We start from the raw sequence: 12,754 nt of genomic DNA, 5'->3' as shown, positions 1-12,754 counted from the left end.
TAAATGTGTCTTTATTTTAGCAGATATCCACCGATTTTAAAATAGAGCACACAAAAACCGGCCGGAAAGTTTCCGACCGGTTTTTTATCGACTAGACAGTTGTCGGTGCTTTTTTTACGAATTTCACATAGCAGAGCGCCAGAATGAAGCCGACGACTGCAAACGATACCCAGCCCAAACCATAACCGAATAACGGTAAATTCGCTTCCATCCAGTGCGTGAGAGCCGGCATTTCAAAACCGGCGGTACGCAACCCGTCATAGAGCGCTGGAACCAATGTAAAGAGTTGGGTAATAAAGTAGCCCGCTTGGCGATTGTCAAAAAGCGGTGCCAAAAACGTCAGCGACATCATAACCATCGTCAAGGGATACAGGAACATCAGCACCGGAATCGCCGCGGAAATGATCGTCGACAAACCAAACATGCCGATTACCGCGGAGAATACGGAGAAGATGCTCACCCACACGCGATACGAAAGCGCCGGTACCAATTCGTTGAAATACGTCGAGCAGGACGTAATCAAACCGATGCTTGTCGTCAGACACGCCAAGATGACGATGATAGCCAAAATGAATGCGCCCGGATCGCCAAAGTAAAATTGCGTCGAAAGCGAGAGAACCGGCGCGCCTGTTTCCTGCATGCCGATGCCGGTGACGCTGGTCGCCCCGATGTTGCCGATAAAGACGTAGACAACGCCCAGGCAGATCGCGGCAATCAAGCCGGATTTAAACGTAGCCGCCGCGATATCACGTTCAAATTCCGCGCCGTACTGTTTGACGGATTTGACGATGATGATCCCGAAGACCAAGGACGCCAACGCATCCATCGTGTTGTAACCGTCCAGGAAGCCCTGCGTAAACGCCAGACCGGAAGTAGCGTATGTCGGCGTCGGAGCCTGCATCGGTCCGATCGGCGAGAGAAGGGACTTCACGATCAGTATGCCGAGGAATAAAAGTAAGAGCGGCGTCAATACTTTACCGATACGCGAAACGAGCTTGGCCGGTGAAATGGAGAACCACCACGAAATACCGAAGAACACGGCGAGAAAAATCGATAATTCCAAATTGCCCGTGCCTGCGCCCAAAAACGGTTTGATGCCGATTTCATACGATACCGTTCCCGTACGCGGGATGGCGAAAAACGGTCCAATCGTCAGGTACAATAAAATCGTAAATAAAAGACCGAAGACAGGATGGACACGCGACGAAAGATCCTGCAGGTCGCGACTGCCGGAGTAGCCGATGGCCATAACGCCCAACAAAGGCAGACCGACGCCGGTAACTAAAAAGCCCAGAATCGCTTCCGGAAAATTCAAGCCGGCATTTTGTCCCAGAGAGGCCGGGAAAATCAAGTTTCCCGCTCCGAAAAATAATGCAAATAACATGAGGCCTATGGATACATAGGCAGAGCGAGAAATGGTCTGTCCTCGCATTTTCATCACCCCTTAATAGATATTTCACTAATTATAGCACAGGCAGGCAACACTTCAAGTGGAAAATAAAGAAAAATAAAAATTTTACTGAAATCACTTTTTATATACATTAAAAAAATAAAGCCTTTTTTGGACAATGACAAGCCTATTGATTGACAGTGACCAACTTTTTCAATATAATTACTTTGTTATGGTATGAACTGATTCACCTAATGCTAGAAGGAGGTGCAGACATGAAACGGACGTATCAACCGAGTGTGCTTTGGCGCAAACGTACCCACGGTTTTCGGGAACGCATGAAAACTAAAGGCGGCCGCATGGTCTTAAAAAGAAGAAGATTGAAAGGCAGAAAAAAATTATCCGCCTAAGCGAGAGGCGATACAAAGAACTTGGCCTCGGCCAAGTTCTTTGTATACATAAGGGACGGTTGTCATGCACGAATTGAAAAAAGGGGATCGAATTACGCAGGGCCATGAGTACCGGCGTGTCTACCAACACGGTCGTGCCGTGATTGCCAATCGTCTGGTACTGTATGTGCTGCCGCGACAGGGCGAACCCACCCGGGTCGGCTTTGTCACCGGCAAAAAGGTAGGAAATGCGGTCGCGCGAAATCGTGCGCGCCGTTTGCTTCGCGAAGCGTATCGCCTGCATCGGCCGCAGCTGAAACCGGGCTATCACCTGGTTCTGGTGGGACGCAAGCGATTGGCGCAAGCGTCATACGCGGAAGCGGAGCGGGATTTATTATTTGTGCTCAGAAGGGCGAAACTTTTGCAATGCTGACGCGTATCTTAATCGGTATAATCGACTTTTACCGTCGCTTTCTTTCACCGTTGAAACCGCCGACGTGTCGGTTTTATCCGACGTGCAGCATTTATGCCCGCGAAGCGATATTACGCTTCGGACCCCTGCAAGGAAGTTGGCTGGCGTTGCGACGCCTGCTGAAGTGTCATCCCTTGCATTCGGGAGGCTATGATCCTGTACCGCCTGCCCGCGCATCCTTAAAGGAGGAACCGAGTGAGTATATTCAGTGATGCCATTGATTTTTTGGCGTCAATCATGCAGCATTTCTTGTCGTTTTGCTACCAATTGACGCAGATGGCGGGATTCCCGAGTTACGGGATCGCAATTATAGTAATGACGATTCTGATTCGCGTGCTGCTTTTGCCGTTGGCGATTAAGCAGATCCGCTCGATGAAGAGCATGCAGGAAATGCAGCCGCGCCTTCAGGAGATTCAAAAGAAATATAAAGGGGATCCGCAACGGATTCAAATGGAAATGACGAAGATGTATCAGGAGATGGGTGTCAATCCGCTGTCGGGCTGCCTGCCGATGCTGATTCAGATGCCGTTTTTGATTTCGATTTTCTACGCGTTGCGCAGTTATCAATACGATCCCGAATATATCAGCTTCTTATGGCTGCCGAGCCTGGGCGCGACCGATCCGTACTATGTTTTACCGGTTCTGTCCGCGCTGTCGACGTTCATCATGCAAAAGCAAACGATGAGCAGCAACAATTCGGCGGGTTCTATGGCGGCGCAGCAGCAAAAAATCATGCTGGTCTTTATGCCGCTTTTCATCGGCTACATCAGCTTAAGTTTTCCGAGCGGTCTGGTTGTTTATTGGGTAGTTTCCAATTTATTCCAGATGGCGCAACAGTTTATCATGTTTCGTGAAAAGCCGAAGGGAGCAGGTGTCAAATGAGCCATCCAATCGAGTTTACGGGCAAAACCGTGGAAGACGCTACCGCGAAAGCATTAGCAGAGCTGCAAGTCACGCGCGGTGAAGTGAATGTAGATGTACTGTCGGAAGGGTCAAAGGGTATCTTCGGTATCGGCGCCAAAGAGGCGCGCATCCTGGTTACCAAATTGTATGGTGAGCTGACGGAATCGGAAGTTGATAAAGAGACTGCGAAAGCGGATTATATCGTACCGCGCGAAGAATTGACGGAAGCTTCGAAGCGCCAGGCCAAAATGTCCGCGGGTCTTGAAGACGCTACCGGTATCGAAGTGCAAAACGAAGAACCGATTATTGAAACACCGGCGACCGTTGTTGAGCAGGAAACGCAAGCGGCGGAAGAAACGCTGCGTCCGGAGGCGGCAGCGGACGCCACGGCGCATGTAGCGGATACCGGCGCGGTGGCGACTGAAGCGGTGACAAATACTCGTTCCCAAAGCGCATTTTCGGCGGAAGAACAAGCGGAAACGGCGCAGCGCGCTAAAGCCTTTTTACAATCCGTCACCGATGCGATGGGACTCGATGTGATGATCGAAAAGCGAATGACTGCGGAACGCATTTTATTACAATTGCACGGGCGCGGGTTGGGCGTTTTGATCGGTAAACACGGCAAAACGTTGGACTCGTTGCAGTATCTGACCAATTTAGCGGCCAATCAGAGCGGCCGCGGTCGGTATTTCGTCATGCTCGACGTGGAAGATTACCGCGAGCGTCGGCAAGCGACGCTGGAATCGCTGGCGATCCGCATGGCGGACCGTGTCAAACGCAATCAACGCCCCTTGGTGTTGGAACCGATGAATGCGTATGAACGCAAAATTATTCATCTGACATTGCAAGATGATCCGGACGTCTACACGAAGAGTGAGGGCGAACTGGACAATCGCCACTTGGTGATTCACTACAAGCAGTAAACGCATTACAGACCGGGGCGATCCCGGTCTTTCTTTTTCTAAGGAGAATTATGTATAACGAAGATACCATTGCCGCGATCGCAACGCCGTTCGGCACGGGCGGAATCGGTATTATCCGGATCAGCGGGCCGGAGGCGCTGGCGCTCGCCGCGCGCGTTTTTCGGCCGTACACGCCGCTGGATTGGAATAATGCGCGCGGTTTTCGGGCGCATTACGGCCATATCGTAGCGGACGGGCAAACGATGGACGAAAGCATTTTGCTTGTCATGCGCGCGCCGCGTTCGTATACGGGTGAAGATGTCGTGGAGTTGCAACTGCATGGCGGGATGCTGGTGTTACAACACAGCTTGCAGCTTTGCCTCCAAGCGGGCGCGCGCTTGGCGGAACGCGGTGAATTTACCGAGCGCGCCTTTTTGAACGGGCGTATTGATCTGACGCAGGCGGAAGCGGTGGATGATATTATTACCGCGAAGAGCGAAGTCGGCTTAGGCGTGGCGGTCGGTCAACTGACGGGCAAACTTTCCCGCTGGGTGGAAGCGACCGGCGCGGCGGTGACCGAACTCGTAGCTTCGTTGGAAGCGGTGATTGATTATCCCGAAGAGGATTTGGCGGAGCTGACGCCGGCGGAAATCGATACGAAACTGACCGCGATCATCACTGAATTGGAAGCGATGATCGCCCGCGCGGCGGCGGGAAAAGTTTGGAAAGAGGGATTAAAAACCGTCATCGCGGGTTTACCCAATGCGGGCAAATCAAGCCTTTTGAATCAATTGCTGGCGGAAGAGCGCGCGATTGTGACGGATATTCCCGGCACGACACGCGACACGATTACGGAATCGGCGCTGATTCACGGCATTCCGCTGGTGCTTGTGGACACGGCGGGCATTCGTGAAGCGAGCGACCAAATTGAACAAATGGGAATTGCGCGTACACACCGCGAACTCGCGCAGGCGGATTTGATTCTCGCCGTGCTGGATGCATCGCAGCCGCTGACGGCGGAAACACGCGCATGGCTTGCGACCTTGCAAAACAAAGCGGCGATTTTACTTTTAAATAAAACGGATTTGCCTTTGCGGGCGGATCTTGACGAGGTGAAGGCGCTCACCGGCGGCCTCCCGCAGGTAGCGATCGCGGCGCGTACAGGCACCGGTATGGACGAGCTCGGCAACGCGTTGGCGACCTATGTCGAGCAACACCGGCTGCAAGCCGGCGCGGACAGCGTCCTTTTGACGAACGTGCGCCAGGAGGATTTGGCGCGTCGGGCGCTCGCTTCCTTGCGTTCCGCGCAGCAGGGTCTGCATGAAGGTTTGATGGAAGATTTGATTACGGAAGATTTACGGGCGGCCTGGGACGCGTTGGGAGCGATCGTTGGGCGGAACCCGGAGGCAAGCATTACCGATGAAATTTTCCGACGTTTTTGCGTCGGTAAGTAAGGGGAAGAATATGTACGAAGTAGCAAGTTACGACGTGATCGTGATCGGCGCCGGCCATGCGGGCTGCGAAGCGGGCCTCGCCGCGGCGCGTTTGGGCGCGCGCACATTGTTGTGCACGATCAGTTTAGAAAATATCGCGATGATGCCGTGTAATCCGGCGATCGGCGGTCCGGGTAAGAGCCAGCTCGTGCGGGAGTTGGACGCGTTGGGCGGACAGATGGGGATAGTCGCCGATGAAACGGCGATTCAGATGCGCATGCTCAACCGGGGCAAAGGGCCGGCTGTCCATGCGTTACGCGCGCAAAATGATAAAAACGCATACCATCGTCGCATGAAACAAATCGTTGAAAATGAGCCGCGGCTGGATGTCAAGCAATTGATGGTAACAGATCTTCTGGTAGAGGACGGTCGCGTAACCGGAATTAAAACGGAGCTGGATGAAGCGTATCGCGCAAAAGCGGTTGTCTTGGCGACAGGAACGTATTTACAAGGTGAAATCCTGATTGGAACGCATAAGTACAGCGGCGGTCCGAACGGTTACCGAGCGAGTTTGAAACTTGCGGATTCATTGCGAGAGCATGGCGTCGAACTGCGTCGTTTCAAAACGGGCACGCCGAGTCGAGTCGATCTGCGCACTCTGTCACTTGAGCGCATGGAACGTCAGGACGGCGACAAGGATTCACACACATTTTCCTTTTTATCCGAACGCAAAGATCGTAACGCGACTTGTTGCTGGTTGACTTATACCAATGCGGAAACGCATGCGATTATTCGCGCCAACTTGGATCGAGCTCCTTTATACGCGGGGCTGGTGCACGGCGTCGGTGCGCGCTATTGTCCTTCGATTGAAGATAAAGTGGTGCGCTTTGCGGATAAAGAACGGCATCAACTCTTTATCGAGCCGGAAGGTTTGGAAACGAATGAAATGTATGTCCAGGGCATGTCGACATCGCTGCCGATGGACGTGCAGTATGCTTTTTTGCGTACGATTCCCGGCTTGGAGCATGTCGAAATCATGCGTCCGGCGTACGCGATTGAATATGAATGTCTGGACCCGTTGCAGCTGACGGCGGGCTTGCGTTATAAAAAATGCGACGGACTTTTTTCCGCCGGCCAGGCCAACGGAACATCGGGTTATGAAGAAGCCGCGGCGCAGGGTTTCATCGCCGGCATTAACGCGGCGCATTATGTACTCGGTAAAGAACCGTTTACGCTGACGCGCGCGCAAGCCTACATCGGCACGCTGATTGACGACTTGGTGACGAAGGGTACGAATGAACCGTATCGCATGATGACGAGCCGCAGTGAATATCGTCTGTTATTGCGTCAGGACAATGCGGATTTGCGTTTAACGCCGCTCGGGCGTACACTCGGTTTAGTAAGTGACGAGCGTTGGGCGCGGTATGAAGCGAAACGCGTCGCGGTGGAAGAAGGGCATCGAAAGTTGAGCGAAACGATGCTTACGCCGACAGCGGAAACGAATGCCTATCTCACGCGTTTGGGAAGCGCCGCGCTGAAAACCGGCACGACCGCTGCGCAATTATTGCGGCGACCGGAGCTTTCGTATATGGATATCGCGGATTTGCTCGGCTGGGACGATCCGGGCATCGATGTGCGGGAAGAGCTGTCTGTTTCGACCAAGTACGAAGGTTATATTACGAAACAGCAGGAACGCATTCGCCGTCAGCAGAAAATGGAAACGACGCGACTTCCGGACGATTTGCCGTACGATACGTTGCGCGGCATTTCGATCGAAGCGCGGCAAAAGCTGCAGCAGGTCAAGCCGGCCACATTAGGTCAGGCCTCGCGCGTTTCCGGCGTTTCGCCGGCGGATATTACCGTGTTGATGATTTATTTGGAGCAGCAACGGCAACAGGGAGTCAACTATGATGCCTGAAACGACAACGCTCAGCCCGGAACAAATAGCAGCGGCGGCAAAGTCGCTGGGGATCGCATTGACGCCGGAGCAAAGTCAGGCGTATGCGGCGTATTATGATGCGGTAATCGAGCGAAATCGCGTGATGAACCTGACTTCTATCACCGAGCCGCAGGAATTTTTGGCGAAGCATTATATTGATTCCTGGCTGGGCTATGATCCCGCGTATTTCCCGGCGCGCTCACGCGCGCTTGACCTCGGTACGGGCGGCGGTTTTCCCGGTATCCCGTTAGCCATTCTTACGCCGAATGTCGAATGGACATTGCTCGACTCCGTCGGCAAGAAGCTGCGCTTTGTCGCTGACGCCGCGCAAACAATCGGCCTTGCGAATGTGCAGATTCTCCATGAGCGCGCCGAATTTGCCGGGCAGGCGAAAGAATATCGCGAACAGTTTGCGGTGGTGACGTCGCGGGCCGTCGCCGATTTGCGCGTGCTCTGTGAATGGGCGTTGCCTTTTGTCGCCCGAGGCGGTTATTTTCTGGCCTGGAAAGGGCCGAAGGGCGCGGAGGAAGCAAGCGCTGCGCAACGTGCTATTCGGGAGCTTGGCGGTACGTTGTGCGAAGTGCGCAAACTGCAGCGCGGCGAATGGTTTGATGAGCGCGTGCTCTGCATCATTCAAAAAGTGCAGGCGACGCCGAAGCGTTTTCCGCGCGCGCCGGGCAAAGCAGCGAAACAACCATTATAGTATAAGTAACAGCGACTGCGACCGGAGTGAGGAGGAAAATCCATGGACGTCAAACAATATCTCGTGCATCACAAAAACAAGTTGGATTTTAAAAATATTCCGACAGCCCCACCGAAAGAAGCGGATAAACAGACGGTAAAAGAAGAACTGTTTCCGGAAGTGTTGGAAGAACTGGAAGTTTACCAGGAACGACTTTATGCCGAAAATAAACATGGCATTATCGTCGTTTTGCAAGCGATGGATGCGGCGGGTAAAGACGGTCTCATCAAGCATGTCTACACCGTTCTCAATCCGCAAGGCGTACGTGTCGCCACCTTTAAACAGCCGTCAAGCGAGGAGTTGGATCGCGATTATCTCTGGCGCGTCAATCGGGCCTTACCGCGGCGCGGCGAAATCGGCATTTTCAACCGCTCCCATTATGAAGACGTCATCGTTACGCGCGTACATAATTTATTGAAAGATCAAAACTTTCCGGGCAGCGATGTTGAAATCGACAAGGAGTTTTGGCAGGAACGCTTTCGCCAAATTAATGATTGGGAACGTTACTTGCATGAAAACGGCTATTTTATGCTGAAGTTTTTCTTGCATGTTTCGAAAGAAGAGCAGGCGGAGCGGCTGATTGATCGAATCAAACGGCCGGAAAAAAATTGGAAATTTTCCATGGCCGATATCAATGAACGCAAGTATTGGAACAATTATCAGCATGTGTATGCGGATATGATTCAAGCTACGTCGACGAAGTACGCGCCCTGGTATATACTGCCGGCGGATAAGAAATGGTACACGCGTTACTTGGCGGCGCAGGCGACCTTGCAGCTGTTGGAACAATTGGATCCGCAGTTCCCGGCACTATCCGGAGCGGAAAAGGAACATTTGGAGCATTGGCAAAAAGTCCTGGCGAAAGACAAAAACATGACCTTGGAAGATTTGTTCGGATAAGAAACGACCGTCTGCGGACGGTCTTTTCTTTGATGCGGGCGGAAGAAAAAAACAAATCGACTTTTGACAAAGCGCTGTCGGTCAGTGTGATATACTATAAAGTACGAATAGAAATGGAGGTGCCACGGTGGGCAAAATTATTGCCGTTATGAATCAGAAAGGCGGCGTAGGTAAAACGACGACCGCTGTAAACCTGGCGGCCTGCCTGGCGGAAGCGGGTCAAGCCGTACTGTTGGTAGATATGGACGCGCAGGGAAATGCGACCAGCGGTCTGGGGATCGATAAGGACCGAATCAAAAGCTCCGGGTATGAAGTGCTGATCGAAGGTGCTTCTGCCAAAAAAGCATGCGTGAAGACCGCCGTGGAGGGCTTGTCCGTTTTGCCCGCGACGATCGCATTGGCCGGCGCGGAAGTCGAATTGGTCAATATGGTTTCACGTGAAACAAAATTGCGTGACGCCTTGGACAAACTGAAAAAGAAATTCGAGTATATCTTAATCGACTGCCCGCCTTCGCTGGGACTTTTGACGGTGAATGCGTTAGTCGCGGCGGGATCGGTACTGGTGCCCATTCAGTGCGAATACTACGCATTGGAAGGGGTAGCGCAGCTTTTGCAGACGATCCGTTCGGTTTCGGGCAACTGGAATCCGAGCTTGCATTTGGAAGGCGTTGTATTGACGATGTTTGACGGTCGCACCAATTTGTCTTTACAGGTGGCTGATGAAGTCAAAAAACATTTCGGTGAAAAAGTTTATCGCACGCTGATTCCGCGCAACGTGCGATTGAGCGAAGCGCCGAGCTACGGCGAGCCGATCATTCTTTATGACGGCAAATCCAAAGGCGCGGAAGTTTATCGCGAATTGGCGCAGGAGGTGCTGCGGCGTGGCTAAAAAAGGCATGAAACTGGGCCGTGGCCTGGATGCGCTACTGGGCGGTAGCGCATCGATGGCGCAAAACGCGGTGCAGGAAATTTCGCTCACGGAGATTGTGCCGAATCCGCAGCAGCCTCGGCAGGAGTTTGCCGAAAACGAACTGAACGACTTGGCCGCGTCGATTAAAGAGTACGGCATTATTCAGCCGCTCATTGTGATGAAAGTAGAAGACGGCTACCAACTGGTCGCGGGGGAACGGCGTTTGCGCGCCGCTAAAATTGCCAAACTCCGTACCGTGCCGGTAGTCATTCGTGATTACGACGATGCCGCGCTGGCCGCGGTCGCGTTAATCGAAAACCTGCAACGTGAAGATTTGAATCCGATTGAAGAAGCGGCGGCGTACTATCGTCTGCGCGATGAATTTTCTCTGACGCAGGCGCAGATTGCGACTAAGGTCGGCCGCAGCCGTCCATATATTACCAATATGATGAGGCTTCTCCAGTTGCCGGACTTTGTACGGGAACTGTTGGCGCGGCGAGATCTCACCGTCGGGCAAGTGCGGCCTTTACTTGCGGTAGAGGATCCAGATGCGCAAGTGCGCTGGGCGCAAAAGATCGCCGCGGAAGGTTTAAGCGCGCGCCGGGTAGAAGCGTTGCTTGCCGAAAACAAAACGCCGTCGCGGAAATCGCCGAAGCAGAAAAAAACAAAAAAATCGGATGCGAACGTCGAGGCTTATCTCCATGCGGAAAGTGAAGAGCTGACCCTACTGCTTGGAACGAAAGTGGACATTACCGCGCAAGGCAGCGGCAGCAAGACGCATGGTGAAATTCGCATTCCGTACGCGAACTGGGATGAACTGGAACGGCTTTTGGCGTTACTGAAATAATGTTTCACGTGAAACAGGAGGAAGTATGGCTTGGTTGACGGAGACGACGGGTACGATCATGCTCGGCGTATTAATTGCCCTGCTCGTTATAGTATTAGTTTATGTACTTGTTTTATATACGCAAATGCGTCAATTACGACAAAAATATAATCTTTTCATGCGCGGCGAAGACGGTAAGACTCTGGAACGTAAACTTGCGACCGAAGTGCGCGAATTGCGCGAACTGGGAGCATCCATCAGCGCCATGGGCGCGGCGCAGGAAAACCTTTCTCGTGTACAACATGCCGCACTGCAGCAAGTCGGTTTTGTTCAGTACAATGCCTTTGCCGCCAACGGGCAGCAGGACAGCTTTTCCCTGACCATGCTTGACGGCCGTGGTAACGGGGTCACGGTGTCCGCGATCAGCGGCTCGGAAGAAACGCGAGTATACGCGAAAGAGATTCGCGTCGGACGCTACTTATCCCGTCCCAGCAGAGAGGAAGAAGAAAGTTTAGCGCGTGCGCTTGAACAGGGCGGCGGTCCGGAGAAAGGAACGGCATGAAGTCATTCCAAACGTCCGACACCGTCACGTGGACTATGCGCAAAAAGTGGTTTTACACTTTGGTAGCAGCGGAAATCATCGTGCTGCTTGCCGCGTTAGCGATGATCGGTTGGGGCTATTACCAACATTGGGAAGTGGATCGGTTGCGCGAGGAAAATCAGCTGCATCAGCGGCAGGTGGAAATCGCGAACCAAAAACTGACGGAGCTGCAAACCAAAATGCAGCGTTTAGATGCGCTGGATGCGGAAGTGCGGCAGATGATCCAAGGCTCGCAGTCGGGAGCCGCGCCGCAAGGTGACGGCGGCACGGTAGCGCGTCAGCCGGCAGTGACGCAGGCGTTAACGCCGGGAGCGTTGCTGGAACGCATCACCGCGCTTTCCACGCGCGCCGACCAACATCTGAACTCGCTTGTGATGTTACGGCAATCGTTGGCGGAAGGGATTGACCTTACGCCGGCATATCAGCCCGTATTGAATGACGGTGCGACCGGCGATACGCCCTCGATTTGGCCGGCGCAGGGATATGTTTCCAGCAGTTTCGGTTGGCGCAACGATCCTTTCGGTGACGGCATCGGTTTTCATGAAGGGGTAGATATCGCCGGCGATTACGGCGCGCCGATACAGGCTACCGCGAACGGGACCGTCACCGCGGCGGGTTGGGCCGGCGGCTACGGCTATATGGTGGAAATTACGCACCCGGGCGGCATTGTCACGCGCTACGGACATAATTCGCTGATTATCGCCGAAGTCGGCGACAAGGTGCAGACGGGTACCGTAATTTCATTCATGGGCAGCACCGGGCGTAGCACCGGCAGTCACGTCCACTACGAGGTACGTGTTAACGGCGTGCCGGTTGATCCGATGTTGTTTTTACCGACAAAAAAGTAAAGACCGCTTTGCGGTCTTTTTTTTATTGCTCAAAATGCGGTGGGAAAATTTTTCTGTTTTATTTCCGGTCGACGAAAATTTTTAAAAGGTGCCGACATAAAATTTTATTTTGAAAATTTTATACTTCAAGGAAATAAATTAGAAATTTTTTATAACGCTCACCAAACAGACGGCATAAAAATTTTTATGAAAATAACAAGTTGCCAAAAAAAGAAAGGCAAAATAAGGAAAGAAAATAAAAATTGAATAGCAGAAGATACAAAATAGACAAAAAGGGAAAATAAGTGCAAATTTTGCTCGTTTTGCGTCAGTAGTGTGAAACCGTATACCGCTGAAAGAAGTGGCGGTAAAAAGGAGAGCGTTTTTTCGAGAAGGCATTTGTGTCAGGAAAAAGCGTACACGAAAAATTGAATAGGCTATGCTAATTTTAAAATCGTATACACGATATTGCAATGAGAGCAAGCCGTTTTTGTATTTCTTTTTCCCATCTTTTTTGAGG

The 12,754-nt window shown here is 52.4% G+C and carries 14 protein-coding genes; 13 read left to right on the top strand and 1 reads right to left on the bottom strand.

From position 1 onward, the window contains the following. Positions 1-91: 91 nt before the first annotated feature. On the bottom strand, positions 92-1,438 hold the full coding sequence (gene brnQ / locus KIB08_RS01940) for a branched-chain amino acid transport system II carrier protein (protein ID WP_438362033.1): 1,347 nt from the start codon (positions 1,436-1,438) through the stop codon (positions 92-94). 227 nt (positions 1,439-1,665) lie between these two features. Here brnQ and rpmH point away from each other — a divergent pair, with 227 nt between their 5' ends. The 13 genes from rpmH to KIB08_RS01875 all read left to right on the top strand — a co-directional run bounded on the left by rpmH (position 1,666) and on the right by KIB08_RS01875 (position 12,255). Then, positions 1,666-1,800, top strand: a complete 135-nt coding sequence (gene rpmH, locus KIB08_RS01935; protein ID WP_075939274.1) for a 50S ribosomal protein L34 — start codon at positions 1,666-1,668, stop codon at positions 1,798-1,800. A 64-nt stretch (positions 1,801-1,864) separates the two neighbouring features. After that, positions 1,865-2,212: a ribonuclease P protein component gene (gene rnpA / locus KIB08_RS01930; RefSeq protein ID WP_303988871.1), complete on the top strand. Its 348-nt coding sequence runs from the start codon at positions 1,865-1,867 to the stop codon at positions 2,210-2,212. Continuing rightward, a complete protein-coding gene (gene yidD, locus KIB08_RS01925; protein WP_303988869.1) occupies positions 2,206-2,463 on the top strand; it encodes a membrane protein insertion efficiency factor YidD in 258 nt (85 codons plus the stop codon). Before rnpA ends, yidD begins: the two co-directional genes overlap by 7 nt. 25 nt (positions 2,464-2,488) lie before the next feature. After that, positions 2,489-3,133 carry a YidC/Oxa1 family membrane protein insertase gene (locus tag KIB08_RS01920; RefSeq protein ID WP_303989069.1) on the top strand — a complete coding sequence of 215 codons (645 nt, stop codon included), beginning with the start codon at positions 2,489-2,491 and terminating at the stop codon, positions 3,131-3,133. Continuing rightward, the gene (jag, locus tag KIB08_RS01915; RefSeq protein ID WP_303988867.1) at positions 3,130-4,077 is read left to right on the top strand and encodes an RNA-binding cell elongation regulator Jag/EloR; all 948 of its coding nucleotides are present in this window, start codon (positions 3,130-3,132) and stop codon (positions 4,075-4,077) included. The genes KIB08_RS01920 and jag overlap by 4 nt, the downstream gene beginning before the upstream one ends. Positions 4,078-4,127: 50 nt before the next feature. Further along, on the top strand, positions 4,128-5,510 hold the full coding sequence (mnmE, locus tag KIB08_RS01910; RefSeq protein WP_303988866.1) for a tRNA uridine-5-carboxymethylaminomethyl(34) synthesis GTPase MnmE: 1,383 nt from the start codon (positions 4,128-4,130) through the stop codon (positions 5,508-5,510). A 10-nt stretch (positions 5,511-5,520) separates the two neighbouring features. Next, positions 5,521-7,407 carry a tRNA uridine-5-carboxymethylaminomethyl(34) synthesis enzyme MnmG gene (gene mnmG / locus KIB08_RS01905; RefSeq protein ID WP_303988865.1) on the top strand — a complete coding sequence of 629 codons (1,887 nt, stop codon included), beginning with the start codon at positions 5,521-5,523 and terminating at the stop codon, positions 7,405-7,407. Continuing rightward, positions 7,397-8,131, top strand: coding sequence for a 16S rRNA (guanine(527)-N(7))-methyltransferase RsmG (rsmG, locus tag KIB08_RS01900; protein WP_303988863.1), 735 nt, complete (start codon positions 7,397-7,399; stop codon positions 8,129-8,131). The genes mnmG and rsmG overlap by 11 nt, the downstream gene beginning before the upstream one ends. Before the next feature lie 42 nt (positions 8,132-8,173). Next, a complete protein-coding gene (locus KIB08_RS01895) occupies positions 8,174-9,070 on the top strand; it encodes a PPK2 family polyphosphate kinase (protein WP_303988861.1) in 897 nt (298 codons plus the stop codon). A 127-nt stretch (positions 9,071-9,197) separates the two neighbouring features. Next, positions 9,198-9,959 carry a ParA family protein gene (locus KIB08_RS01890; RefSeq protein WP_303988860.1) on the top strand — a complete coding sequence of 254 codons (762 nt, stop codon included), beginning with the start codon at positions 9,198-9,200 and terminating at the stop codon, positions 9,957-9,959. Then, positions 9,952-10,827 (top strand): ParB/RepB/Spo0J family partition protein, encoded by an 876-nt coding sequence (locus KIB08_RS01885; protein ID WP_303988858.1) that lies wholly within the window; start codon positions 9,952-9,954, stop codon positions 10,825-10,827. The genes KIB08_RS01890 and KIB08_RS01885 overlap by 8 nt, the downstream gene beginning before the upstream one ends. Before the next feature lie 25 nt (positions 10,828-10,852). Then, on the top strand, positions 10,853-11,368 hold the full coding sequence (locus KIB08_RS01880) for a DUF4446 family protein (protein ID WP_303988856.1): 516 nt from the start codon (positions 10,853-10,855) through the stop codon (positions 11,366-11,368). Continuing rightward, a complete protein-coding gene (locus KIB08_RS01875; RefSeq protein WP_303988853.1) occupies positions 11,365-12,255 on the top strand; it encodes a peptidoglycan DD-metalloendopeptidase family protein in 891 nt (296 codons plus the stop codon). The genes KIB08_RS01880 and KIB08_RS01875 overlap by 4 nt, the downstream gene beginning before the upstream one ends. Positions 12,256-12,754 lie beyond the last annotated feature (499 nt).

This window comes from Negativicoccus succinicivorans (genome assembly GCF_018372215.1).
GTDB lineage: Bacteria > Bacillota > Negativicutes > Veillonellales > Negativicoccaceae > Negativicoccus.
This window is presented reverse-complemented; position numbering and strand designations above follow the sequence as displayed.